Raw genomic sequence first — 24,714 nt, 5'->3', positions numbered from 1 at the left:
CGAGGCGTGTCAGCCGGGTGCCCTGTCGAGACAGGTGTATGCGCGGGCCCGGCCGTGTCGGCCGACTGGCCGGCTGAGCGCTCGCCTCGCCGGACTCAGCGCATGCCGGGCAGGCGTCGCAGCTCGCTGACCTTCATCAGCCGCGCGAGGACGAGATATCCCAGGGCCGTCGTGAGCACCCCCGCGGAGAGCGCGGCTGCGGTAGGCCACGTTCCGCTTCCCAGGCCCGCGCATGCACGCGTCGCGGCCCAGCCCAGGCCCGCGGCGGGAGCCGCGGCGCACAGCAGCTTCGTATAGGTGCGGCGCAGGCTGCCGTCGTCGATGCGGGCCCCGAGTCTCCTGCGCAGCAGGTACGCGGTGAGCGCGAGGCCGGCCAGATAGGACAGCGTGTAGGCCCCAGCCATGCCGACGACCGCCCAGCGGGCGGGCAGCAGCAGATGGCAGGCCGTGGCCAGGGCGATGTTCACGCCCGCGATCCAGGCCGCCACGAAGAAGGGAGTACGCGTGTCCTCAAGCGCGTAGAAGCCACGCAGCAGGAGGTACTGCGCCGAGAACGGGATGAGACCGAGCCCGAAGGCCTGCAGCATGTACCCCAGGGGGCGGGCCGACGCGGCATCCGCTGCTCCGTGGGCGAACAGGAGCGACGCGATCTGCGGTCCCTGGGCGAGGAAGAGGAAGGCGGCGGGCACGATGATCACGCCGCTGATCCGCAGCGCCCGGGACAGATCCGCGCGCAGGTCCTTCAGGCGCCCTTCCGCGACGGCCCGGCTCATGCGCGGCAGCAGAGCCGTCACCAGGGACACGGTCACGATCGACTGCGGCAGCAACCAGATGGTCTGCGCGTAGGTGTAGGCCGAGTAGCCCGCGCCGGCCTGCGGCAGCTCCTGGTCGGCGGCATTGGCGTAATTCGTGACCACCGTCAGGGCGACCTGGTTGGCCAGGACGAACAGCAGCGTCCACTTCGCCGCGTGGACGCTCCCGCCCAGGCCGGTGCCGCGCCAGTCGAAGCGCGGCCGGAAGCGGAAACCCGCCGCCCGTGCGAACGGGACGAGGGCCAGGGCCTGTAGGGCGATGCCCGCCGTCGTGCCGAGCCCGAGCAGCCGCACTTGGGCCGTGGTGATGTCCTCCACCTGGTCGGGGACCGTCATCAGCGTCAGGTAGGCGGCGAACATGCCGACCAGCACGACGTTGTTGAGGACCGGCGTCCACATCATCGCGCCGAACTTCTCGCGGGCGTTGAGGACTTGGCCGTAGATCCCGAACAGGCCGTAGAAGAAGATCTGCGGAAGCAGGAACCTGGCGAACGTCACCGTCAGCTCGAACGCCTCGTGACTTTCGGGGGTGTCGCGCATGTACAGGCCCACGATCTGCGGAGCCGCCCAGACCGCCAACGCCGTCCCCACGCCCAGGACACACACCACGAGCGTCACCAGACGCTGCTCGTAGGCACGCCCGCCGTCGGGCTGCGTCGCCCTGGCGCGCACCAGCTGCGGCACCAGGACGGCGTTGAGCGCGCCACCGATCAACAGCGTGTACAGGCTCGTCGGCACCGTGTTCGCCGTGTTGTACGTGCTGGCCAGCAAGCCCGTGCCCAGCGCGGCGGCCTGCAGCACCTGCCGGATGAGACCCGTCGCCCGCGACACCACCGTGCCGACGGCCATCAGCAACGACGAACGGACAAGGCCGCCCTGCTTCTTCTCCCGCCGGTTCTTCTCCCGCCGGACGGCATGCCGCCCCTGTGCCCGCTGCTCCTGCGGCCTCGACCGCACCGCAGGCTTCGCCCCCTCCACCATGTGATCAACCTACGCCGTCAAGATCGGCACGCGACCCGCAGGTCACCTCACCCGGTGATGGACCCGGTGAACTCCGGGAAGTCCAGGTCGAAGTCCTCGCTGTTGCGCTGCACCGTGACGACGACCTTCTTGCCGTACTTCGTCTCCAGGGCGTTGTCGTTGGTCTTCGTCGCAAAGACCCCGGGGGCCAGGCGGCCCTCGAGCGGCTCGGCCCCCTTCTCGAACGCGGTCGCCGCGGCCTCACCGCCCTTGGTGGCGCCCTCGACGATGACGGACAGGTCGTCGAGGGCGACCGCGGACTTGCCGGAGTTCGTCAGCTTCAACCGCACGCGGAAGTCGGTGTTGCCGGGCTCGGCGGACTCCATCAGCTCGGCGTCGTAGTCCGTGAACACCTTCGCATCGGCGACGGACACCTTCAGGCCGTCCGGCCACGTGTAGGACTCGCCGAACTTCAGGCCCGTCGCCTTCCCCGCGGTTCCGTCCCCGTCGGCACCGGCGCCGGCACCTTCGTCGGAGCAGTGCTCCATCCAGTCGGCCTGACTGATGTCCTCGTCCGCGCAGTCGACCTTCTTCGCCGTCGAGGCCTTCGAACCCTCCGACGACTTCGCATCGGCTCCGCCGCTGTCGCCGCCATCGCTGCCGCCGCACGCGGTCAGAGCGGCCAGAAGCATGGCGGCAGCAGCCGCGGTGGCGCGAACGCGCATATGTCCCCCCAAGGTTGAGCCAGGCGGAACACGCTAGGTCACATGCGGTTGAATCGTGCAGGATGTGATCAACTCGTGACGCGTCTCGTCCTCACGCCGGTGTCGCCTCGATCAGACAGAACGGATCCGCCTGTTCCAGGGGGGTCACCGAGGTGAGGGAAAGGCCCGCCTTGCGGCACACCTCGTCGAAGTCGGCCCGCGTCCGTTCCCTGCCGCCCACGTTCACCATCATGTTGAGATCGGTGAGGTACGTGAGTCCGGCGGCTTTGGCGTCGACGACCTCGGGCAGTACGGGCTCCACGATCAGTACGCGGCCCGCGGGCGGCAGCACCTCGCGGCAGTGGGTCAGGATCGTGACCGCCTGCTCGTCCGACCAGTCGTGCACGATGCTCTTGAGCAGGTAGACGTCGGCGCCGCCCGGCACGGACCGGAAGAAGTCCCCGGCCGCCAGGGAGCATCGTGCCGTGAGCCCCTGCCGCTCCAGCGTCGTCGGAGCCTGGGCCAGGCCCTCCTCGGTGTCGTAGATGACGCCCGCCAGGGTCGGGTGTTCGCGGAGCACGGCGCTCAGCAAGGTGCCGTCACCGCCGCCGACATCGGTCACCGTGGTGAAGCGGCCGAAGTCGAAGGCGTGCGGCAAGGCCGCGGCCGTCGCCCTGGAGGCCTGGCTCATGGCCGCGTTGAACTCCGCGGACAGGTCGGGGAATTCCTTGAGGTGGCTGAAGAAGTCCTTCCCGAAGATCGCGTCGAACGCGACCTCACCGGTGCGCACGCTGTCGTCCAGGTGCTCCCAGGCACGCAGCATCGTCGGCTCCGTGAACATCCGGACCAGTGAGGTGAGCGAGCCGGGCCGCCCGGGGTCAAGGGTGGCGCCCGCGGGCGTCAACGAGAAGGAACCCGCGGTGTGTTCGCGCAGCAGACCCAGGCTCGCCAGGGCGCGCAGCAGCCTGGTCATGGGCTGTGTACGGGCCCCGGCATCGGCGGCCACTTCGGCCGCCGACCGTTCCTTGTCGCCGATCAGCTCCATCACCCTCAGCCGGACGGCCGCGCGAACGGTCTGCGCGGCCAGGCTTCCGAACACCAGTTGTGCGACCAGGTCACGGACGCCTTCGGTGTCGTTCGTCGTCGTGGTGTCGTCGTTCGTCATCGTCGCTTCCCCTCGGTTTGGCCGGGCGGGCCGCGGTCGAGGCGAGTGGTGTCGCCCTGGCCCGTGCCCTCGACTGTGCCGACTCCGGAAGCGGTTGTCTTGGACGAATGTTCCCGCCCCGGTGGAGCCCCTCAGGCCCGGCCGCCCGCGCTCGCGCCCTCGCCGAGCCGTCCTCGCCCATGTCCGGATGTGACAGGGAATCGTCATTGCGGCCATCGGTGGCGGCGGTGAGGATGGGTTCATGCCCACTCCGCACCGTGTCGTCATCGCGGTCTTCCCCGACGTCGACCTCCTCGACGTCACCGGCCCCGCCGAGGTCTTCGCGCTGGCCAACCGGGAGACCGCGGGCCGCGCCGGCTACCAGGTACGCCTCGCCGGGCCGGTCGCCGGTGAGGTCCGTACGTCGGCGGGAGTGCGGCTGGTGGCCGATCTGGGCTTCGACGAGGTGCGCGGGCGGGTGGACACCCTGCTGGTGCCCGGCGCGGTCGACATGACCGACGAAGGACCCCTCGCCCGTATCGACACGGACGTCGTGGAGTGGGTCAGGGCGACCGCCCCACAGGCCCGCCGAGTGGCGTCGGTCTGCGTGGGTGCGCACGTGCTGGCCGCGGCCGGACTCCTCGACGGGAAGACGGCGACCACCCACTGGTCGACCGCCGCGCAGCTCGCCGCCGAGCACCCGGCCGTCACGGTCGACCCGGACCCCATCTTCGTACGCACCGACCGAGGCCGGCTGTGGACCGGGGCCGGGATCAGCGCCTGCCTGGATCTCGCCCTGGCGCTCGTGGCCGAGGACCAGGGCGAGGACGTGGCCCTGTCGGTGGCCCGGCAACTGGTGATGTACCTCAAACGCCAGGGAGGTCAGAGCCAGTTCTCCGTGCCGCTCAGCCGCCCCGCGTCCGCCCGCCGCGACATCGACGCACTGCGGCTGTGGATCGCCGATCACCTGGACGCGGACCTGTCGGCGGCGGCGCTGGCGGCCCGGATGTGCCTGAGCGAGCGGCACTTCGCCCGGGTGTTCAAACAGGAGACGGGCACAAGCCCGGCCGACTACGTCGAAGCCGCCCGCGTCGAGGTGGCGCGCCGTCTGCTGGAGACCACCGACAGCCCTCTCGACCAGGTCGCGGCAGCGGCCGGGCTCGGTTCGGTGGAGACGCTGCACCGGGCGTTCAACCGGCAGCTCGCCACCACCCCGGCCGCCTACCGCCGCCGCTTCCGCATCCAGACCAGCTGACCCTCTTCACCCTCTTCATCCGTCACCACCCCTTGGGCATGCAGGCGCGCCCGAGCCCTGTGGCTCCGCCCTGCCTCATGCCGTGATCCGTCATGCACCGCACCACACGAAAGGCACCCCATGAGCACGCACACGCATCAGCCCTCCACGACCCTGCGCGACGTGATCGGCCTGGACAACCAGCCGCCCCGGCTGAACGAATCCGCCCTGATCATGATCGACTTCCAGAACACCTACCGCACCGGCGTCATGGCCCTCGACGGCGCCGGGACGGCGCTCGCGGCGGGCGCACGCCTCCTGGAGCGCGCCCGCGCCGCGGGCACCCCGGTCATCCACATCCTCAACGACGGCGGCGAGAACACCCCCTACGACATCCGCGCCCACATCGGGGCCATCAGCGACGAGGTCGCCCCGGTGGAGGGTGAGCCGGTCGTGGTGAAGCAGTTCCCCAACTCCTTCCACGCCACCGATCTCGAGAAGACGCTGAGCGACCTGGGCATCGCCCCGGGCAGCGGCAAGGACCTGGTCCTCGCCGGTTTCATGACGCACATGTGCGTCAACTACACCGCCCAGGGCGCCTTCAACCTCGGCTACCGCCCCACCGTGATCGCGGAAGCCACCGCCACCCGCGCCCTCGCCGCCCCGGACGGCACCGTCCTGCCCGCCGCCGCGCTCCAGACCGCCGCCCTGACCACCATCACCGACCTGTTCGGCACGGTCGTCACCACCGTCGACGCGCTCCCCGCCTGAGCCGGTCCCGGGGCGCGGCCGGTCAGGTCGGTCATGGGGCGCGGGCTGCCACAGGAGGCGCGCGTCGTGACGTAGGCCACGTCATGACGAGGCGTCGTCCTGGGTAGGGGCGGCATGATCGCCTGGGACTCGAGCCCGGGAAGCAACACAGGAACCACGGAGGTATCCATGTCCTCGAAGCGACGTCGCAAGAAGAAGGCCCGCCGCAAGAACGGCGCGAACCACGGCAGCCGCCCCCAGTCCTGACGGCGGGCGCGGCAATCGGGGGCGGCACCATGCGGTGCCGCCCCCGAGGCGTTCCCCGGGGATCCCGGTGTTCAGCAGCGGACGGCGGGGCGACGGCCCGGCCGCAGGCCCGCCCGGCCGGGACCGGTCAGGAATCGAGAAGCGTCGGCCCCGAGCCGGCTCTAGCGTGATGGCCATGGACGTCACCCTGCACGCGAGCTTTCTCCCGCACGACGATCCGGACGCCTCCCTGGCCTTCTACCGCGACACGCTCGGCTTCGAGGTCCGCGACGACGTCGGTTACGACGGAATGCGCTGGATCACCGTCGGCCCCGCCGATCAGCCCGGCACATCCCTCGTCCTGCAGCCTCCGGCCACCGACCCCGGCATCACCGAAGCCGAGCGCCGCACCATCGCCGAGATGATGGCCAAAGGCACCTACGCGGGCATCATCCTCGCCACCGCGGACCTCGACGGCACCTTCGTGCGGCTTCAGGCCGAGGGAGCCGAGATCGTCCGGAATCCGACCGAGCAGCCGTACGGAGTGCGCGACTGCGCCGTACGTGATCCCGCGGGCAATCTGCTCCGAATCCAGGAACGCGTTGCCGGGATCACGCCGACGAAGTAGAACCTGACGTACAGCTCGGCACCGACCAGATCGAGCCAGGCGACACCGGCAAGGACCGCGCAGGCGGCTCTGCCCGAACAGATGGAGAGACCATGAGCCCCGCCAAGAGAAAGAGCACGCAGTCGCCTGCGCTCCACGCCGCCGACAGCCACGACTTGATCCGTGTGCACGGCGCACGCGTGAACAATCTCAAGGACGTCAGCATCGAGATCCCCAAGCGGCGCCTGACGGTGTTCACCGGTGTCTCCGGCTCGGGCAAGAGCTCGCTCGTCTTCAGCACGATCGCCGCGGAGTCGCAGCGGATGATCAACGAAACCTACAGCGCCTTCCTCCAGGGCTTCATGCCGACGCTGGCGCGCCCCGAAGTCGACGTACTCGACGGGCTCACGACCGCGATCATCGTCGACCAGCAGCGGATGGGCGCCGACCCCCGCTCCACGGTCGGCACCGCCACCGACGCCAACGCGATGCTGCGCATCCTCTTCAGCAGGCTCGGCAAGCCGCACATCGGCCCGCCCAGCGCGTACTCCTTCAACACCGCATCGGTCCGGGCGAGCGGCGGGATCACCGTCGAACGCGGTGCCGCCAAGACCAAGACCGTCAAGGCGACCTTCAACCGCACCGGCGGCATGTGCACGCGCTGCGAGGGCCGCGGCTCGGTCTCCGACATCGATCTGACCCAGCTCTACGACGACTCCAAGTCGCTCTCCGAAGGCGCGTTCACCATCCCCGGCTGGAAGTCGGACAGCCAGTGGACCGTGCAGGTCTATGCCCAGTCCGGCCTCGTCGACCCGGACAAGCCGATCCGCAGGTACACCAAGAAGGAACTGCGGGACTTCCTCTACGGCGAGCCGATGAAGGTCAAGGTCAACGGCGTCAACCTCACCTACGAAGGTCTGATCCCCAAGATCCAGAAGTCGTTCCTGTCCAAGGACAAGGAAGCGATGCAGCCGCACATCCGCGCCTTCGTGGAGCGGGCGGTCACCTTCACCACCTGCCCCGAGTGCGACGGCACCCGGCTCACCGAAGGGGCCCGGTCCTCGAAGATCAAGCGGATCAGCATCGCCGACGCCTGCGCGATGGAGATCCGGGACCTCGCCGAGTGGGTGCGCGGCCTCAAGGACGCATCGGTGGCGCCGCTGCTCACCGCGCTCCAGCAGACCCTCGACTCGTTCGTGGAGATCGGCCTCGGCTACCTCTCGCTCGACCGTCCCGCGGGCACGCTGTCGGGCGGCGAGGCGCAACGCGTCAAGATGATCCGCCACCTCGGCTCCTCGCTCACCGACGTCACGTACGTCTTCGACGAGCCCACCATCGGCCTGCACCCCCATGACATCGAGCGGATGAACAACCTGCTCCTGAGGCTGCGGGACAAGGGCAACACGGTCCTCGTCGTCGAGCACAAGCCCGAGGCCATCGCGATCGCCGACCACGTCGTCGACCTCGGGCCCGGCGCCGGTACGGGCGGCGGCTCCGTCTGTTTCGAGGGCACCGTCGACGGGCTGCGGGCCAGCGACACCGTCACAGGGCGCCACCTCGACGACCGGGCCACGCTCAAGGAGACGGTGCGCGAGGCCAACGGCACCCTGGAGATCCGCGGCGCCACCCGCCACAATCTGCAGGGCGTCGACGTCGACGTCCCGCTCGGCGTGCTGTGTGTCGTCACCGGCGTCGCGGGCTCCGGCAAGAGCTCACTGATCCATGGCTCCGTCCCCGCCTCGGCGGGTGTGGTCTCGGTCGACCAGGCGCCGATCAAGGGTTCGCGGCGCAGCAACCCGGCGACGTACACCGGCCTTCTCGACCCGATCCGCAAGGCGTTCGCCAAGGCCAACGACGTGAAGCCGGCGCTCTTCAGCGCCAACTCCGAGGGCGCCTGCCCCAACTGCAACGGCGCCGGCGTCATCTACACCGACCTCGGAATGATGGCCGGAGTCGAGTCGACCTGTGAGGACTGCGAGGGCAAGCGATTCCAGCCCGCGGTCCTCGAGTACACCTTCGGCGGCCGCGACATCAGCGAGGTGCTCGCGATGTCGGTCACCGAGGCCGAGCAGTTCTTCGGATCCGGCGAGGCGCACACGCCGGCCGCGCACAAGATCCTCGACCGGCTCGCCGACGTCGGGCTCGGCTACATCAGCCTCGGCCAGCCGCTCACCACGCTGTCCGGCGGCGAGCGGCAGCGGCTCAAGCTGGCCACGCACATGGCGGACAAGGGCGGCGTCTACATCCTCGACGAGCCGACCACCGGCCTGCACCTCGCCGACGTCGAGCAGCTGCTCGGCCTCCTTGACCGGCTCGTCGAGTCCGGCAAGTCGGTCATCGTCATCGAGCACCACCAGGCGGTCATGGCGCACGCGGACTGGATCATCGACCTCGGCCCCGGCGCGGGACACGACGGCGGGAAGATCGTCTTCGAGGGCACCCCCGCCGACCTCGTCGCCGACCGCTCCACGCTCACCGGCGAGCACCTCTCGGCGTACGTGGGTTCCTGAGCCGGGAGCTGTTCACCAGGCCCTCTCGGAACCGTTCGGTACGAGGGCGGCGTTGCCCGGAGCGGAAAGGATCGTTGGACCCGGCATGAGCGATGCGGGGAATGGAGTTCCTTCGCCGCGGCCGCCCCGTGCCGGGACAAGGGCCGGTGGCGGGGAGGCTCCTTCGCGATCCCCCATCTACGACGCGCTGGTGGCCGAGTGGCGTGCCAAGGACCGGGAAGTGCCGCGGACGCCCGCCCCGCGCTCGCGCTGGGAGCGCGTCGATCCGCAGGACCTGTTCCACCGAGGCTGACCGGCCGGGCCCGCCGCGGTAGAGGCTGACCGGCCGGGCCTGCCGTGGTGGGCGGGTGCTCGGTGAGTGTGCGCGCCGCCTCACGCGAGAGGGGTCGCGGGATGGGCGTGGGTGCTGAGCCACCGGCAGATCGCGAGGGCGACCGTGTCATCGAGTGTGCTCAGCGCGTCGATGGCCTTGGCGTCGTCGGGGTGGGGAGGGATCCCGGCCGTGGTGAGCGTGGCGTGCAGGCTCAGGCGGTGCCGGTCACGGGGCGTCAGAACGGTCGGCGCCGCCATGTCCAGACGCTGCGTCGGGTCGGGCGGGGGCAGCAGGAAGTCGGCCTCCGCGTCCCAGCTGACGGTCGGCAGGATGGTGGCGGGTGAAGTCATGGCGGCTTCCTCACGACGGGGGGCGATGCCTGTGTCGGACAGGAAGCGGATGGGCGTCCGTCCGGTTGCACCGGGTCCGCCAAGACACCCGAACGCGGTAATCGCGGAGTGCCGCGCCGCGTATACGCCGCATATCAACTGCCTGCGGAGGGCCTTGGGCAGCGGGCGGCCGAGGCCGCGAGCGGGCTGAGCCGGGGAGCGTCAGCGAGGCGTCAGCCGGACGTGAGCGGGACGTCGGCGCGGGAACCGAAGCTGTGAGCAGACCAGTTGACGGCCCTTGGCGCCGACCACAGCACCGCACCACACGGGGAGCCCCCACATGCGTACCTCCATCTGCCGCCCTGCCGTACTCGCCGCGACCGCCTTCGCCGCGCTCAGCCTGACGCTCACCGCCTGCGGTGGCGACGGCGGTGTGCAGGACGAGGGAGCCGCCTCGCCCTCGACGTCCGCCGGAACCGGAACGGACGGCGACTCCGGCAAGAGGGACGCGGCCGCCGACGGCGGGGCCGCGAAGGGCGGCGCGGCCGGGGACACCGCCGGTTCGGATGCCTCGGACTCCGCCGGTTCGAACGCCTCGGACTCCGCAGCGCAGACCGGCGCCAAGAAGAAGCCCGGCGGCAGGGTCGTGGCCTGTGCCGCCGACGACGTGCAGATCTCCGCGGTCAAGCAGGACGGCGTGCCCACCACGCACATCACGCTGACCGCCACGAACGTCTCGGGACACGCCTGCACGCTGCTGCGGCACCCGCTGATCGCGTTCGGCGACATCCAGACCGCCAAGGACGTTCCGGCCGTCGCCAAGAGCAGGCCGGGCACTCCCGTCGTGCTGGACGCAGGTGCCCCGGCCTACGCGGCCGTGCGGATCAACAACGGTGGTGCCGACGAGAAGAACCGCGCCGTCACCTCGTTCAACGTGAACCTCTTCGCCGCCGACGGGCCCGCCGAGGGGACCAAGGCCGTCACCGCGCCCAACGGCGGCATCGCCGTCGACGACGCGGTCGCGAAGACCGGCTACTGGACGCCCGAACTGCGCGACGGCGCCGACGAGTTCTGATCCTTCCTTCGCAGGAACCGACCGACGTGCAGGTGCGGCCAGGACTCAGGTCGGGGCCGCACCGCGCGATGGCTCCTACCAGCGGAGTACGCGCAACTGTCCTGCATGGCACGTGAGTTGGACAAACTCCGGCCCACGGGATGAGTCGCACGGCCGCTGAGCCAGAAATGATCTTTCTTGTCCGGTAATGCCGATCGGAAGGACCGTCCACATGCAAAGACGCCCGTTCGTCCCGCTGCTCGCGGTGACCGTGATGGCGGCTCTGGCCCCCGGCCTCGCGGCCGCTCCGGCCACGGCAACCCCCTTGACCCGCTCAACTCCTGACGTGGCCACAGCCGAGGCCCTGCGCCCGTACACCCAGCAGAAGCCGGTCTGGGAGGGCTGCGGAGCCGACATCCCCGCCGCCTTGCGGTGCGCGACCCTGAAGGTTCCGCTGGACTATCGCGACCCCGGCGGCAAGAAGATCGACATCGCGATATCGCGGCTGAAGACCAGCGCCCCCGGCAAACGCCACGGCGTGCTCCTCTCGAACCCGGGCGGCCCTGGCGGCCCCGGCCTCGACATGCCGCTCTACTTGGAGGAGCAACTGCCCCAGAAGGTGAAGGACCGGTACGACCTCATCGGGTTCGACCCGCGCGGAATCGGCCGGAGCACACCCGTCCGGTGCGGGCTCAGTGCCGATGAGAACGTGCTGCTGCGCCCGCTGCGGACGTTCGACAAGAACGTCGCCTGGGCCAAGTCGGTTGCGGACAAGTGCCGCACGAAGGCGGGGGACACCCTTCCGCACATCACCACCCGCAACACGGCACGGGACATGGACGTCCTGCGGGCGGTCCTGGGCGAGCGGAAGATCTCGTACTACGGAGGCTCGTACGGCACCGCACTCGGCGCCGTCTACACGCAGATGTTCCCCCGGCGTGCCGACCGCTTCGTCCTCGACAGCGCCGTCGACCCGAAGCAGATGTGGCGCGGGATGTTCCGGACCTGGGCGCCGCAGGCCGAGCGGGCGTTCCAGCGGTGGACGAAGTGGACCGCCGCGCGCGACGCGACGTATGGGCTGGGTGACACACCGGCCGCGGTGAGCAAGCGCTTCTGGGATGTGATCGCCAGGGCCGACCGCGACCCGGTCGTCGTCGACGGGGTCCCGCTCGACGGCGCCGGGGTGCGCGAGCTGGTCCGACCGGAGTTCTACACCGTCCGCGCCGCCGCCGAGCGGGTCGTGAAGCTGAAGGAGGCCGCCGAGGGGCGGGCGAAGGGCCCTGCTCCCGCCGAGGAGCCCCCGTCGGAGTTCGACATCTCCGCCGCCATGGCCGTGCTGTGCGGTGACGCCTCCTGGCCGCGCGACCCCGAGACGTACCGCAGGGACTCGGTCCGCGACGCGGACCGCTACCCCTTGTACGGGGACTTCGCGTCCGGTGTCGTGCCCTGTGCCTTCTGGGACAGGCCCGTTGAGCCTGTCACCGAGGTGAACAACAAGGTCCCCGCGCTGATCGTGCAGAACGAGTGGGACTCGCAGACCCCCCTGGTCGCCGCACAGGTCATGCACCGTCAGCTGAAGGGATCGCGCATGGTGACGGTCGACGAGGGCGAGGGGCACGGCGTCTACAGCACGAACCCGTGCGCCGACTCCGCGGTCGACTCCTACCTGGTCACCGGCAGACTCCCGGCAGCCGACGTGACGTGCCAGGCGACCCCCGGCGAGCGGCGGGCGTCGTCCTCGCTCCCGGCCCCGGGCCCCTTGCTCTGAGCTGACGGCCACTTGCTGAGCTGACGGCCCCTTGGAGCGGGCGGCGACCGCCGCCCGCTCCACGACACGTACCGCGTCGCCCTTCTTGTCTCTTCTTGTATATGCGGTGCCATATGAGCCCTGTTTTCCTGTACCGGCTGAATTAATCGCCTGTGTGCAGGCCACTGCTATTCGCGCGAGCCATTCCATGCTCATTCGACTAAAGCTTTACTTGTGAGTTAAATCACATCTTGGCAAGCAAATGATCATGATTGCGCATATCCACATTCCTGTGACCCGTGTGACACGATGCAACGTGTTGGTTGGCTAGCTTTAATACGGGGAGACAAGCATGCCGACGATGATTGTTATCGGATACAGGGATGACCTCGACCAGGCGCTCGAGCGCCGAGGATTGGATCCCTGCTATATCGTGCAGGCGCCCGCGAGTGTGCCCAACGGGCGGCGCTTCAAGCGGGTCGCCGACATGGAGAACGTTCAGGAAGTATTGCGAGCAGTGCTCGCCGCCCGTGTTGATGATGTGGCAGGAGTGCTCACCGTCCACGAAATGGGCGTCTTTGCTGCTGCCTATTTGCGGCAGCAGTTCGACCTCCCCGGCAATTCCGATTCAAGGGCCGCGCTCTATTTCCGGGACAAGTATCTCCAGAAGGGAAAGCTGCCGCCGCACATCAGGCGGGCGCGCTGTAGGTACGTATCGAAGGACACCTCGTTCCTGGAGCTTTCCAAGGACCTCGGGGACGTCTTCGTCGTCAAGCCGGCGACCGGAGCCGGCTCGCTGCGCACGAACATCGTCCGTACGTCGCGCGAGTATGCGCGGGCCTTGGAGCTGTTCCCGGGCGAGTCGGACGTCGCGATCGTCGCCGAGTCCTTCGTCGACGCCCCCGAGGTCTACATGGACGGCATCTGGAGGGACGGCCGTCTGCAGTGGTCGTCCATGAGCAGCAACCACATCTCGCCGCTCAGCGCCGTGCAGGGCGGCATCCTGTCCGCGCACATCCTCGACAGGAGGCTGCATCAGGAGCTGTTCCGGCAGGCCGATGAGCTCGCCGGGCAGGTGCTTGAGAGCCTTGAGGCACCTGACTGCGTATTCCACATGGAAGCGTTCGCGCAGGAAGCCGGACTGACTTTCGGCGAATGCGCCATCCGCCTCCCCGGGGCGCTGTCTCCGCAGGTCAACAAATTGACGTTCGGCGTCGACCTCTTCGACGTGGAAATCAGCCTGGCGCTGGGAGAAGAGCCTGCCGGGACTCCGGACGACGGCACACCGGAGCGCTTCTACGGATACCTGCTCCTGCGGCGCTCGAGCGACGGAACACTGACCCAGCAGGACTTCGAGCGCAACTTCTCCTTCGACGAGATCTCATATCCTTCGTCACCTGATGCGCCGATCGGTCCTTACGGCCGCTTCGGACAGGCGATCGTGTCCGACCCGGACGAACTGAAGCTGCAGAAGACCATCGACGAAATCGTCCGCTTCAACGAGGTCGGCGGCTGACGGAATCCGCGCACCCTGCGGTCGGATTCCGCGAGACATTCTGGATCTGCGAGAAATTCCGAGCTCGGCACACATCTTGGGGCGCCAACTCGCGTCCGGCCTGAGCCGATTCTCAGCCATGGTGCTTTTCTCTGATCGGAGGTCGTCACTCCCATGCCGGACCAACCTCATGCTTCGACGCTCCCCCAACTGCTCGAGCGCGCGGCCCGGGACGCATCCCGAGGCATCACTTTCATCGGCGGCTCGTTCCTTTCGTACGCCGACTTGCGCGAGTGCGCCTGCCGCATCGCCCAAGGGCTGCGCGACCACGGCACGTCCCCGGGTGAACGGGTGCTGGTGTGCGCCCATGATCCCGAGACCTTCTTCCGCGCCTTCTGGGGCTGCGTCCTGGCCGGTGTCGTGCCCTGCCCGGTCGCGCCGCCGGCCGACCCGTCCCGATGGCGTGCGCAGCTGGAACACCTGCGCACGCTCCTGGACGACCCTTTGGTGATCGCGTCCAAGGAGACCCTCGGCGACCTGCCCGACACCGGCCTGCGGGCGGTGACGGCCGAGGAGTTGAGCCATGCCTCCGCCGAGCAGGACCAGCTCCCCGCGCCCGCCCCGGACGATCTCGCCGTACTGATGCTCACCTCCGGGTCCACCGGATCGAGCAAGGCGGTCAGGCTCACCCACGCCAACCTCCTCGCGGCGCAGGCGGGGAAGGCCGGGGCGCTGGATCTGGGGCCCGACGACACGTCGCTGAACTGGATATCGGCCGACCACATAGCGGCGATCGAGGCGAACCTGCTGCCGATGTTCAACGGCGCCGATCAGGTCATGGCGACTCCGGCCACGGTCCTCGCGGACCCCGTCGAATTCCTCCGGCTGCTCGCGGCCCACCGGGTGCGAGTGACGTTCACGCCCAACTTCCTGTTCGGGCAGATCAACCAGGCTCTCACTCAACGCCCCGTACCACCACAGGAGTTGGACCTCTCGCAGGTGCGGCACATCATTTCCGGCGGCGAGGCCACCGTGACCGGCACCGTCCGGACCTTCCTGGACGCGCTCTCCCCGTACGGACTGCGCCACGACGTCATCGTGCCCGCGTTCGGGATGACCGAGACGTGCGCGGGCAGCGTGTTCAACCGTGAATTCACCACCCGTGACCTGGAGACGGAGTTCCCTCCGCTGGGCCGTCCCGTACGAGGACTGCACATCCGCATCGTCGACGGCAACGGCACCGTGCTGGCCTCCACCGCCGCCGACCGGTCCACGACGGGCGGATCGGGGGAGGTGCAGCTGCGCGGCACGATGGTCACCGACGGCTATTTCGGCGACGACCGGGCCACCGCCCAGGCGTTCACCCCCGACGGCTGGTTCCGCACCGGCGACCTGGGATGCCTCGATGCCGAGGGCCGGTTGACGCTGGTCGGCCGGACCAAGGACTCCGTCATCGTCAACGGCGTCAACTACTACAGCCACGACCTGGAAGCGGTCCTCGACGAACTGGACGGGGTGAAGCGCGGGCAGGTAGCGGCCTTCCCGATCCGGCCCGACGGCGCCGACTCCGAACAGCTCGCCGTCGCGTTCGTCCCCGCGGGCGACCCGTCCGACGACTCGGCCGTGTACCGCGCCCTCGTGGCGATCCGCAGCTCCACGGTGATGCACTGGGGCTTTAGGCCCCAGCTGATCCTGCCCGTCGACGAGGCGGAGATCCCCCGCGGCAACCTCGGCAAGATCCAGCGGTCGCGGCTGCGCGGGGCCGTCGAGGCCGGCGCCCTGGACGAGGCCGTCCGCAGGTCGGACGCGGTGACCTCCCGCTTCCTCGGTGGTTACGTGGCTCCGGAGGGCGACGTCGAGATCACCCTGGCCGACGTCTACGCACGCGTCCTGAACACCGGGAAGGTCCCGACGACCGCCAGCTTCTTCGACCTGGGCGGCACCTCGCTGGACGTGCTGCGGCTCAAACTGGAGATACAGACCGAGTTCGGCATCGACGACGTGCCGATGTCCACGCTCCTTCAGGCCCCCAGCGTGCGCGCCCTGGCCCGGCGCCTGACCGCCGCACGGAGTGCCGACGGAGACTCTGCCTACGACCCGCTGGTGCCCCTCCAGGTCACCGGGGATGGAACGCCGCTGTTCTGCGTCCACCCCGGCCTGGGGGAGGTGCTCGTGTTCGTCAATCTCGCCAAGTACTTCACCGGTGAGCGGCCGTTCCACGCGTTGCGGGCCCGTGGGTTCGGGCAGGGCGAGAGCCACTTCGCGTCGTTCGACGACATGGTCACCACCTATGTGGCGGCGATCCGCCGGGCCCAGCCGAGCGGCCCGTACGCCGTGGCCGGCTACTCCTACGGCGGAGCGGTCGCCTTCGAGATCGCCAAACGCCTTGAGGCCGATGGCGACGAGGTCAGGTTCGTGGGTGTCTTCAACCTGCCGCCGAGCATCTCCGGGCGCATGAACGAGATCACCTTCACCGACGGCGCGATCAACCTGGCGCTGTTCCTGGAGCTGATCGCCGCCGCCGACATCGAAGGCCTCACCGCCACCCTGCGCCCCCTGCCCGAAGCGGACCAGCTGGCCTACCTGGTCGACCACGCGCCCAAGCGGCGCCTGATCGAACTGGACCTCACCGTCGAGCGGTTCACCACCTGGGTGCACCTGGCGCAGAACATGGTGCACCTGGGCCGCACCTACGAACCCTCCGGGTCGGTCGACGCCGTACGCGTCTTCTACTGCACGCCGCTCAAGGGCACCAAACAGGAGTGGCTGGACGACCAGCTGCGCCACTGGGACGACTTCACCCGCAACACCAACCGGTACATCGAGGTCGACGGCGAGCACTACACCCTGATGAGCCCGCAGCACGTGCAGACCTTCCAGGCAACGCTGCGGCACGAACTGACCCGCGCGCTCGGTTAAGGACGGACACAGGAATGCAAGGCAAGAAGATTCTCGTCACGGGTGGGACCGGTCAGGTCGCGATGCCCGTCGCCGAGGCGCTCGCCCCGGACAACGAGGTGTGGTGCCTGGGCCGGTTCGGCGACCCGGCCGCACGCAAGGCCCTGGAGGAGATGGGCGCCCGCACCTTCACCTGGGACATGGCCACCGACGAACTGGGGGAGCTGCCCGGCGACTTCACCCACGTCCTGCACTCGGCGGTGCACCGCGGAGACGGCCAGGACTTCGCGGAGACCGCGCGGATCAACGCCGCGGGCACCGCACGGCTGATGACCCACTGCTCCGGCGCCGAGGCGTTCTTGTACGTCTCGTCCGGGGTGGTCTACAACCGGGCCGACAGCACCCACCGGTACCGCGAGGGCGACGCCGTGGGCGGAGCGGTGCCGTGGCTGCCGACCTACCCCGTCGGCAAGCTCGCCGCCGAAGGGGTGGCGCGGGGCCTTGCCGAAGCGCTCGGACTGCCGACGGTGATCGCCCGGCTCAACATCGCCTACGGCCCGTACGGCCACGGCGGCGTACCCATGATCTTGTTCAAGCAGATGCGGAAGGGGCAGCCGTGTGCGGTGCCCCGCCAGGGACAGAACTACTGCAACCTGCTGCACACCGATGACCTCGTCCGGCAGGTGCCGCTGTTGTGGGGCGTGGCGGGGACGCCCGCGCGGGTGGTGAACTGGGGCGGGGACGAGGAGGTCGGCATGACCGACCTGCTGGAGTACATGTCCGAACTCACCGGTGTGCCGCTCGAGTTGGACCGCAGCGACTTCAGCCGGGAGACGGCGATCTTCGACCACGAGGTCCGCCGGGGGCTGATCGGCGACTGTTCCGTCGGCTGGAGGGCCGGCATCGCCCGCACCTTGGCCGAGCTGTTCGAGGAGTACCGCGACCGTATCGACGCGCATGTCACCGACGCGCATGTCACCGACGTGTACGTCGACGAGCAGGCGGCTGAGCAAAGGGCGGGGCACTAGCATGCGCGGACCCACAGATGCAGAGGCGCTCCAGCGAGTGCTGAGCGCCGCCCTCGGTTCCCGCGAACCGGTGGGCCCACTGGCCCAACTGGGCGCGGGCGACGACGCGTTGAGCGCCTTGGACCCCGCCGTCCTTGAACGCCCCACCTTGGTCGGCGGCGCGGCCCTGTACCACCCGACCGGCCCCGCTCCCACGGCCCACACGGTCGATGAGCTCGTGCGCCGCGCGGAGGCACTGGACGTGCCCCAGATCCTGGTGCCCCACGTCCGCCGCACCGACGACCCCGGCGCGCTGCGGTCGGCCGGCTTCGTCCCCGTCGCCGCCGGGGCCGAGTGCGTCGTCCGCCTGACCGGGGACGTGGACGAGCTCCTGCGCGCCCGCGTCGGCGGCCGCGGGCAGCGCGCCCTCCGGCGCAGCCACGCGGCGCTCTCCCGTGACCTCACCTGGGAGCGGATCCGCCTGAGCGAGCTCGGCGGGGCGCCCTGGGCGCGCGACGCCTTCGTGGAACTCCACCGCCGCCGCGCCGAGCGGCACGGGGGCGGCCACAACCCGTACGGCGCCGAGGCCCTCGACGCACTCGCGGGCGGTGTCCTCGCGGAGCGCACGGAGATGCTCGTGCGCCGTCGGGGGGACAGCGCGGTCCACGTGGCGCTCACGGTCAGGTCCCACAACGGCCGGGGGCTCTACCACCTGACGCAGGCCGCCGACCCCGACGATCCCGCCGCGGACAGCGACCTCCACGCGACGGCCCTGTACGGGCTCTGCCTCGACGCCCGGCGCTCCGGCCTGCACTGGGTCCATCTCGGCCCGGGGGAGGCCCGAGACATGCGCCGTCACGGAGCCGACCTGTTCGTCCCGCTCGACCACTGGCTGCGTGCCGAAGGCCTCACGGCCCGGGAGGAAGCTCCGGGGGAGTCGGCGCTGTCGCGTTTCGCCGCTCCTCCCGTCACGACCGTGCCGGTCCCGGGGCCGGCACGCGCCCGCCATCAGCCGAGGTTCGACACCATCGACCTGTCGAGCAACACCAATCCGTTCCTGGGCACCGCGGGCCAATACCCCCACCTCGACACGGCGGAGCTCGCCGAGACGTACTTGTCCACGATCTCCGGGCTGCCCGGCCACGAGGACACCGGAGCGCTGACCCCGGACCACCTGCTGTTCTCCAGCGGATCGGTCGACGGCGTCATGCTGCTCCTGGCGGCCCTTGCCTCGCCCGGTGAGAGCGTGTGCGTCACGCCGCCCACCTTCCCGCTCTACGCCCACTTCGCCCGACTGCTGCGCCTGCCTCTGGTCGAGGTGCCCCTGCGCGGCGACGACCTGTCCGAGCTCGACACCGAGCGGATCCTGGCGGCCGATCCGCGGGTGACCATCCTGTGCGATCCGAACAACCCGGTCGGGACCAGGCTCGATCCGGCGCAGGTGCGGGCCCTTGTCACCGGCACACGCGGCCTTGTCGTGATCGACGAGGCCTATGTCGAGTTCAGCGAGAAGCCCTCGTACGCCGGTCTTGTCGCCGAGCACGACAACCTCATCGTGCTCAGAACCCTCTCGAAGGCATGGGGGTTGGCCGGTGCCCGCTGTGGGATCGCCCTGGCGCAGCCCGGCATCATCGACGCCCTGCGGCGGGTGCAGGTGCCCTTCGGGTTCACCGACGCGTCGCAGAGCGCCGTACGGGATCGGCTGATCGGCGCGCGGCGGGTGCTGGCCAGCATCCGGCACATCCGGGCCGAGCGCGACCGGATGGCCCGGATACTGGCCGAACACCCCGCTGTGGAGCGGGTGTTCCCTTCGGATGCCAACTTCCTGCTGGTGCGGCTCCACAAGCACGAGCGCGTCATGGAGCAGCTGCACGACGCGGGGATCGTGGTCGCCGACGTCGGGTTCCTCATCCCCGGCACCTGCCGTGTCTCCATCGGCAACCGGCGCGCGAACGACGCGCTGCTCGCGGCGTTCTCCGCCGCCGTGTGAGCCGGATCAGGAGCCGACGGTGTCATCCGACGGAAGGGGTTCGTTCGCCCCGTCCTTGATCTCGACGACCACGAACGACAGGACGTCGTCGCCGATGTTCTTCAGGTCATGGAGGTGGTATTGCCCGCTGGAGAAACTGAAATACTGGGTCTGCCCGCGCACGTATGCTATTTCGCGGCTGCTGCCGTCACTCGCGTGCTGGCGGGCCCTGCCATCGGTGAGGGCGGTCCACGAGTAATCAAGTACGTGCCGGTGAACGGGAATACGCTCTCCCGGCTGGAGATGGGTCTCCCAGACACGCGCCGATTCGGTCTCTTTCACCAGCGACTGGCCGATGCATCCGTTATGGGTGTTGTTCTCGAATTCCTTGTGCAGCGGAGGGCTCCAGCGGTCGAACCCTTCGGCGACGACCGTGCTGGTCAGCGGAAGATCGGCGGATGAATGGCTGCCCATGAAGCGGTTCCTTTCGGTCTTCGGTGTGCGTCGATGGCACCCTAACTGACGTGTGCGCGCGTCAAGTGGCAGTTCCTTCAGTGCAATTGACCCTATGAGGAGGATGAACGCCTGTGATCGTGCTCGGTTACAACGGATTCACCAGGGGTGCGGAGCTTTTCGGACGTCTCTACGGGGCGACCGGAGTCGGCCGCAATCTCCTGGTGGGTCACGACGCCGCGGCCGCTCTGACCATCGACGGCGAGGTGGTCGCCGCAGTCGAGGAGGAACAGCTGAGCCGGGTCAAGAAGACCTCGGATTTCCCGGCGAACGCGATCAGTTGGTGCCTGGAATCCGCCGGTGTCGGACTCGACCAGGTGGACGTCGTCGCCTTCCCCTGGCGCTTTTCGCCGACCGTGGCCGAGGAGATGATCGCGCGGATAACCGGCGCCGACATGCCGGTCGCGGCCAAGTTCGACGCCCTGCGGCGCACGGGTGAGCTCTACACCGACATGCTCAGCCGCGAGGCGGTGTACGGCGACTTCGTCCGGCGCACCGGCCACGCCCTTGACCCCAACAAGCTGGCCCTGGTGCCCCATCACCTGGCTCACCTCATGTGCGGCGCCTATCTGGCGGGCGGGGGCGACGCGGCCTTCCTGGTGAGCGACGGCCGGGCCGAGACCCTCTCCTCCGTCATGGGTGAGCTGCGCGACGGGGTGGTCCGTCTCTTCGACGAGAGCACCGTCGACATGGCCAGCTCACTCGGCGTGGCCTACGGAAGGATCACCCGCTACCTGGGGTTCGTCCCCAACAACGACGAGTACAAGGTGATGGGCCTGGCCGCCTACGGCCCGCCGCCGCAGCACAACCCGCTGCTGGAACACGTGGTGAGGCTGCACGAGAACGGCTCGTACACCCTGTCGATCCCCAGTGAGATCGGCGCCTACTACGCGCTGTTCGACGACCTGTTCGGCGGCGACAGCGAGAAGCGCGAGGAGTTCGACTTCCGGGTCAAGGTGGCCGGTCTGGCCCAGCACATGGTCGAGGCCGTCACCGCTCATCAACTGCGGGCCCTGACCGCCGCATCGAGCCTCGACACCTTGCTCTTCGAGGGCGGTCTGGCGCTCAACTGCGTGGCCAGCACGAAGATGCTGGAGCGGTCCTCGTTCACCGGCATGGAGGTCAGCTTCGGGGCCAGCGACCCCGGTGTCGCCATCGGCGCGGCCGTGTACGCCACCGGCCTCAGGAACCGGCCCGCGGACGCGGTCACCACGCCGTACCTGGGCCCCTCGTACGACGAGCGGCAGATCCTCGACGCACTGGCACAGTACGCCGACCGCGTCGAGTGGCAGGAGGAGCCCGACACCTCCGCGGTCGCCGAGAGGACGGCGCAACTCCTTGCGGGGAAGAACGTCGTGGGGTGGTTCCAGGGCCGCGCCGAGTTCGGACCGCGCGCCCTGGGCAACCGCAGCATCCTCGCCAACCCGGCCCACCCCGACATCAAGGACATCATCAACCTCCGGGTGAAACACCGGGAGCCCTTCCGCCCGTTCGCGCCCGTCGTCCTCGAATCCGAGGCTCCCCGCGTCTTCGAGATGGGCAAGAAGACCTCGTCCCCGTACATGACGTTCGTCTTCCCGGTGCGCAAGGAGTTCCAGGAGCGGATCCCCGGTGCCTGTCACGTCGACGGCACGGCGCGGGTCCAGACCGTCGACGAGCGGCAGAATCCCGCCCTCGCGGAGCTGCTGCGCGCCTTCACGGCGCGGACGGACGTGCCCTGCCTCCTCAACACCTCCTTCAACGTGGCCGGTGAGCCCATCGTCTGCTCACCGCGAGACGCGCTGGAGTGCTTCCTCGCCACCGAGATCGACTGCCTGGTCATCGACCGGTTCGTGGTCACCAAGAAGAGCGGCTGAGCCGGGGCCGGTCCCTTGAATCGAAGGCCGCGTACAACCCTTGTGCCCCATGCGGTGTCGAACAGGGCGCCGGACAAGGAACGGGCCCTTTCCGGACACCCTCGCGCCTGCCCGGCCACTTTCCTTCACAGGAGCCGCTCGTGCGCAAGAACCGTTCGGCCGCCCTCGCCGCGGCCTCGTTCCTCCTTCTCACCGGGGCGTGCATCGCTGCCGCCCCCTCCGCTGTGGCAGGCACCCCCGGGGGTACGCACGCCAACGACCGCAACAGTGACTTCAACGGCGACGGATATGAGGACGTGCTGGTCGGAGCCCCAGGGGCGACGGTCAGCGGCCAGAAGGGCGCCGGTCTCGTCACCGCCCAGTACGGCTCGTCCAGTGGCATAGGCACCACCTCCGTCGCCCGGTTCAGCCAGTCGACGGCCGGCGTCGCGGGCGCCGCCGAGGCGGGTGACGGCTTCGGGAAGGCCGTCGCCACCGGCGACCTGGACGGGGACGGCTTCGACGACGCGATCGTCGGCATCCCCGGCGAGGACATCGGCGACACGGTGGACGCCGGTGGTGTCGCGATCCTGTGGGGCTCGAAGCAGGGCCTCAGCGGGGAGGCGAGCGACTGGCTGGAGACCCAGGAGCCCACCAAGGGTGAGCAGTTCGGCCTCAGTCTGGCCGCGGCGCACTTCACCGGCGAGACGCCGGGCGACGTGCTCGCCGTACTGGACCGTGACGACCTGGAGCTCTTCGCGTACGACGCCGCGCCGCAGGCCGATGGGCGGGCCCCGCTGAAGCGGCAGGCGACCGAGCGGCTGTCCGCTGCGGCCGACGGACGCGACATCCTGCCGAAGTCGCTGACCACCGGCGACTACGACGACAACGGCTACGCGGATCTCGTCGTGTCCGGCGTCTCCGTGGGTGACGAGCCGGGGCACGGCTGGTCCGCGCACTTCTCGGGGAACGCCGACGGCCTCGCGTACGAGCAGGATCTGCGCGGCGGCCCCGTGGCCGCGTCCGGCGACATCAACAACGACGGCTACGACGACTTGGTGACCGGCGAGCCCAACTCCCCCGACGACGGGGGCGAGACGATGACCGGCGGCCTGGTGGGCGTCCGCTACGGCGACGCGGACGGCCTCAAGGACGAGGCCAAGTGGTGGACGCAGGACAGCTCGGACGTGCCGGGCACCGCCGAGCGCGGTGACGGCTGGGGCGCCGATCTGTCCGTGGCGGACACGAACGGCGACGGCTTCGCGGACGTCGCGATCGGCGCACCGGGCGAGGACATCGGCACCGTCGCGGACGCCGGAGCGGCATGGGTGCTGCGCGGTGCGCACGAGGGCCTGACGGGGATCGGCGCCAAGTCCTGGGACCAGAACTCCGCTGACATCCCCGGAGTGGCCGAGAAGGGCGACAAGTGGGGTGCCCAGGTGCGCCTGACGGACCCGAACCGCGACGGCCGCTTCGGCCTGCTTGCCGCCGCGCCCGGCGAGAACGCCGGGGACGGAGTGGTGTGGGTCCTGTCCGCCGGGACGGGAGGCGTCACCGCGTCGGGCTCCTGGACGTACGGCGCCGAGTCGCTCGGTGCGCCGGGCACGGCCGCGGCGTTCGGCGCGGCGATCGACGAGTAAGAGCCGAGGGTCCGTAGCGGGCCTTGCGGCAGGCCATCCGGACGTGGTCGTGAGCGGCCTACGTATGATCACGGTCATGTGCTCACGACTGCGTTCGGAGGCTGAACAAGCATGACAGAGAGCCGAGTTGTCGTCGTCACGGGCGGCGGAACGGGCATCGGCGCCGCCACGGCCCGGCAGCTGCGTGCGGCCGGGCACCGCGTGGTCGTCTCCGGGCGGCGTCCCGAGCCGCTGCACCGCGTCGCCGAGGAGACCGGGGCACTGGCCCACCCCGCCGACGCGGGAGACCCCGCGGAGGTCGCGGGCCTCGTCGATGCGGCCATGGAAGCCTACGGCCGCATCGACGGGCTCGTGCTCAACGCCGGGGTCGGGCGCAGCGGAGCGGTCGGCGACCTCTCCGACGAGGACTGGGAGGCCGTGATGCGCACCAACCTCACCGGGCCTTTCCTGCTTCTGCGGGCCGCGCTTCCCCACCTCCTTGAGGCGCGCGGCTCGGTGGTCGCGGTCGCCTCGGTCGCCGCCCTGCGCAACGGCGTGGCCAACGCGGCGTACGCGACGTCCAAGGCGGCGCTCCTCCAGCTGTGCCGCTCCCTCGCCGTCGACTACGGCAAGGCAGGGCTGCGCGCCAACACCGTGTGTCCCAGCTGGGTGCGGACCGAGATGGCCGACCGGAGGATGACGCGCTTCGCCGAGGAGGCAGGACTGGGGGACGGCAGCGCCGACGCCGCGTACGAGGAGGCGACGCGGCTCGTCCCCGTCGGCCGTCCGGGTGAGCCGGAGGAGGTCGCCGAGGCGATCACCTGGCTGCTCTCGCCCGCCGCCTCCTTCGTCAACGGCGCGACGCTGACCATCGACGGCGGGGTGACGGCGGTGGACCCCGGAACCTCCGCGTTCGACTTCAGCATCGCGCCGCGCGCCTAGCGGACCGGGCGGGGAGAACCGGTCGG

General features: G+C 69.7%; 18 protein-coding genes. 13 read left to right on the top strand and 5 right to left on the bottom strand.

Annotated elements, in window-relative coordinates; translation table 11 throughout:
- Positions 1 to 95: 95 nt before the first annotated feature.
- The 3 genes from murJ to ABZ833_RS02625 form a co-directional block, all read right to left on the bottom strand.
- A complete protein-coding gene (gene murJ / locus ABZ833_RS02635; protein ID WP_361040038.1) occupies positions 96 to 1,793 on the bottom strand; it encodes a murein biosynthesis integral membrane protein MurJ in 1,698 nt (565 codons plus the stop codon).
- Between the two features lie 47 nt (positions 1,794 to 1,840).
- Positions 1,841 to 2,497 (bottom strand): hypothetical protein, encoded by a 657-nt coding sequence (locus ABZ833_RS02630; RefSeq protein WP_361040035.1) that lies wholly within the window; start codon positions 2,495 to 2,497, stop codon positions 1,841 to 1,843.
- A gap of 91 nt (positions 2,498 to 2,588) precedes the next feature.
- Complete coding sequence (locus ABZ833_RS02625; protein WP_361040032.1) at positions 2,589 to 3,641, bottom strand: methyltransferase; 1,053 nt, start codon at positions 3,639 to 3,641, stop codon at positions 2,589 to 2,591.
- Between the two features lie 241 nt (positions 3,642 to 3,882).
- On the opposite strand from ABZ833_RS02625, the gene ABZ833_RS02620 reads away from it, so the two are divergent.
- The 4 genes from ABZ833_RS02620 (at position 3,883) to ABZ833_RS02605 (ending at position 8,967) form a co-directional block, all read left to right on the top strand.
- A complete protein-coding gene (locus tag ABZ833_RS02620; protein WP_361040029.1) occupies positions 3,883 to 4,875 on the top strand; it encodes a helix-turn-helix domain-containing protein in 993 nt (330 codons plus the stop codon).
- A gap of 120 nt (positions 4,876 to 4,995) precedes the next feature.
- The gene (locus ABZ833_RS02615; RefSeq protein ID WP_361040027.1) at positions 4,996 to 5,625 is read left to right on the top strand and encodes a cysteine hydrolase family protein; all 630 of its coding nucleotides are present in this window, start codon (positions 4,996 to 4,998) and stop codon (positions 5,623 to 5,625) included.
- A 421-nt stretch (positions 5,626 to 6,046) separates the two neighbouring features.
- Entirely contained in the window at positions 6,047 to 6,478 is a 432-nt protein-coding gene (locus ABZ833_RS02610) for a VOC family protein (protein WP_361040025.1), read from the top strand.
- Positions 6,479 to 6,570: 92 nt separating this feature from the next.
- The gene (locus ABZ833_RS02605; RefSeq protein ID WP_361040022.1) at positions 6,571 to 8,967 is read left to right on the top strand and encodes an excinuclease ABC subunit UvrA; all 2,397 of its coding nucleotides are present in this window, start codon (positions 6,571 to 6,573) and stop codon (positions 8,965 to 8,967) included.
- 372 nt (positions 8,968 to 9,339) lie between these two features.
- Here ABZ833_RS02605 and ABZ833_RS02600 read toward each other — a convergent pair whose 3' ends face one another.
- Positions 9,340 to 9,630 (bottom strand): hypothetical protein, encoded by a 291-nt coding sequence (locus tag ABZ833_RS02600; RefSeq protein ID WP_361040020.1) that lies wholly within the window; start codon positions 9,628 to 9,630, stop codon positions 9,340 to 9,342.
- Between the two features lie 319 nt (positions 9,631 to 9,949).
- Between ABZ833_RS02600 and ABZ833_RS02595 the strand changes: the two genes are divergently transcribed.
- From ABZ833_RS02595 to ABZ833_RS02570, 6 genes are all read left to right on the top strand, one after another.
- Positions 9,950 to 10,684 (top strand): DUF4232 domain-containing protein, encoded by a 735-nt coding sequence (locus tag ABZ833_RS02595; protein WP_361040017.1) that lies wholly within the window; start codon positions 9,950 to 9,952, stop codon positions 10,682 to 10,684.
- 211 nt (positions 10,685 to 10,895) lie between these two features.
- Positions 10,896 to 12,431 (top strand): alpha/beta hydrolase, encoded by a 1,536-nt coding sequence (locus tag ABZ833_RS02590; RefSeq protein WP_361040014.1) that lies wholly within the window; start codon positions 10,896 to 10,898, stop codon positions 12,429 to 12,431.
- A 331-nt stretch (positions 12,432 to 12,762) separates the two neighbouring features.
- Positions 12,763 to 13,926, top strand: a complete 1,164-nt coding sequence (locus tag ABZ833_RS02585) for an ATP-grasp domain-containing protein (protein WP_361040012.1) — start codon at positions 12,763 to 12,765, stop codon at positions 13,924 to 13,926.
- Between the two features lie 153 nt (positions 13,927 to 14,079).
- Positions 14,080 to 16,824, top strand: a complete 2,745-nt coding sequence (locus ABZ833_RS02580) for a non-ribosomal peptide synthetase (RefSeq protein WP_361040009.1) — start codon at positions 14,080 to 14,082, stop codon at positions 16,822 to 16,824.
- A gap of 14 nt (positions 16,825 to 16,838) precedes the next feature.
- A complete protein-coding gene (locus ABZ833_RS02575; protein ID WP_361040006.1) occupies positions 16,839 to 17,831 on the top strand; it encodes an NAD(P)-dependent oxidoreductase in 993 nt (330 codons plus the stop codon).
- Position 17,832: 1 nt separating this feature from the next.
- Positions 17,833 to 19,800: an aminotransferase class I/II-fold pyridoxal phosphate-dependent enzyme gene (locus ABZ833_RS02570; protein ID WP_361040003.1), complete on the top strand. Its 1,968-nt coding sequence runs from the start codon at positions 17,833 to 17,835 to the stop codon at positions 19,798 to 19,800.
- Between the two features lie 6 nt (positions 19,801 to 19,806).
- Here the strand turns inward: ABZ833_RS02570 and ABZ833_RS02565 are convergent, their stop codons facing one another.
- Positions 19,807 to 20,253 carry a hypothetical protein gene (locus ABZ833_RS02565; RefSeq protein WP_361040001.1) on the bottom strand — a complete coding sequence of 149 codons (447 nt, stop codon included), beginning with the start codon at positions 20,251 to 20,253 and terminating at the stop codon, positions 19,807 to 19,809.
- A 113-nt stretch (positions 20,254 to 20,366) separates the two neighbouring features.
- Here ABZ833_RS02565 and ABZ833_RS02560 point away from each other — a divergent pair, with 113 nt between their 5' ends.
- The 3 genes from ABZ833_RS02560 (at position 20,367) to ABZ833_RS02550 (ending at position 24,688) form a co-directional block, all read left to right on the top strand.
- The gene (locus ABZ833_RS02560; RefSeq protein WP_361039997.1) at positions 20,367 to 22,148 is read left to right on the top strand and encodes a carbamoyltransferase C-terminal domain-containing protein; all 1,782 of its coding nucleotides are present in this window, start codon (positions 20,367 to 20,369) and stop codon (positions 22,146 to 22,148) included.
- Between the two features lie 140 nt (positions 22,149 to 22,288).
- On the top strand, positions 22,289 to 23,767 hold the full coding sequence (locus ABZ833_RS02555; RefSeq protein ID WP_361039994.1) for an esterase: 1,479 nt from the start codon (positions 22,289 to 22,291) through the stop codon (positions 23,765 to 23,767).
- Positions 23,768 to 23,878: 111 nt separating this feature from the next.
- Positions 23,879 to 24,688, top strand: a complete 810-nt coding sequence (locus tag ABZ833_RS02550) for an SDR family oxidoreductase (RefSeq protein WP_361039992.1) — start codon at positions 23,879 to 23,881, stop codon at positions 24,686 to 24,688.
- Positions 24,689 to 24,714: the final 26 nt, after the last annotated feature.

Origin of the sequence: Streptomyces sp. NPDC047525 (genome assembly GCF_040643025.1) — a bacterium.
GTDB lineage: Bacteria > Actinomycetota > Actinomycetes > Streptomycetales > Streptomycetaceae > Streptomyces > Streptomyces durmitorensis.
This window is presented reverse-complemented; position numbering and strand designations above follow the sequence as displayed.

Excerpts from the sequence above, each read along its gene's own strand:
- murJ (WP_361040038.1), bottom strand. The coding sequence starts at position 1,793 with ATGGTGGAGGGGGCGAAGCCTGCGGTGCGGTCGAGGCCGCAGGAGCAG.
- ABZ833_RS02630 (WP_361040035.1), bottom strand. The coding sequence starts at position 2,497 with ATGCGCGTTCGCGCCACCGCGGCTGCTGCCGCCATGCTTCTGGCCGCT.
- ABZ833_RS02625 (WP_361040032.1), bottom strand. The coding sequence starts at position 3,641 with ATGACGAACGACGACACCACGACGACGAACGACACCGAAGGCGTCCGT.
- ABZ833_RS02620 (WP_361040029.1), top strand. The coding sequence starts at position 3,883 with ATGCCCACTCCGCACCGTGTCGTCATCGCGGTCTTCCCCGACGTCGAC.
- ABZ833_RS02615 (WP_361040027.1), top strand. The coding sequence starts at position 4,996 with ATGAGCACGCACACGCATCAGCCCTCCACGACCCTGCGCGACGTGATC.
- ABZ833_RS02610 (WP_361040025.1), top strand. The coding sequence starts at position 6,047 with ATGGACGTCACCCTGCACGCGAGCTTTCTCCCGCACGACGATCCGGAC.
- ABZ833_RS02605 (WP_361040022.1), top strand. The coding sequence starts at position 6,571 with ATGAGCCCCGCCAAGAGAAAGAGCACGCAGTCGCCTGCGCTCCACGCC.
- ABZ833_RS02600 (WP_361040020.1), bottom strand. The coding sequence starts at position 9,630 with ATGACTTCACCCGCCACCATCCTGCCGACCGTCAGCTGGGACGCGGAG.
- ABZ833_RS02595 (WP_361040017.1), top strand. The coding sequence starts at position 9,950 with ATGCGTACCTCCATCTGCCGCCCTGCCGTACTCGCCGCGACCGCCTTC.
- ABZ833_RS02590 (WP_361040014.1), top strand. The coding sequence starts at position 10,896 with ATGCAAAGACGCCCGTTCGTCCCGCTGCTCGCGGTGACCGTGATGGCG.
- ABZ833_RS02585 (WP_361040012.1), top strand. The coding sequence starts at position 12,763 with ATGCCGACGATGATTGTTATCGGATACAGGGATGACCTCGACCAGGCG.
- ABZ833_RS02580 (WP_361040009.1), top strand. The coding sequence starts at position 14,080 with ATGCCGGACCAACCTCATGCTTCGACGCTCCCCCAACTGCTCGAGCGC.
- ABZ833_RS02575 (WP_361040006.1), top strand. The coding sequence starts at position 16,839 with ATGCAAGGCAAGAAGATTCTCGTCACGGGTGGGACCGGTCAGGTCGCG.
- ABZ833_RS02570 (WP_361040003.1), top strand. The coding sequence starts at position 17,833 with ATGCGCGGACCCACAGATGCAGAGGCGCTCCAGCGAGTGCTGAGCGCC.
- ABZ833_RS02565 (WP_361040001.1), bottom strand. The coding sequence starts at position 20,253 with ATGGGCAGCCATTCATCCGCCGATCTTCCGCTGACCAGCACGGTCGTC.
- ABZ833_RS02550 (WP_361039992.1), top strand. The coding sequence starts at position 23,879 with ATGACAGAGAGCCGAGTTGTCGTCGTCACGGGCGGCGGAACGGGCATC.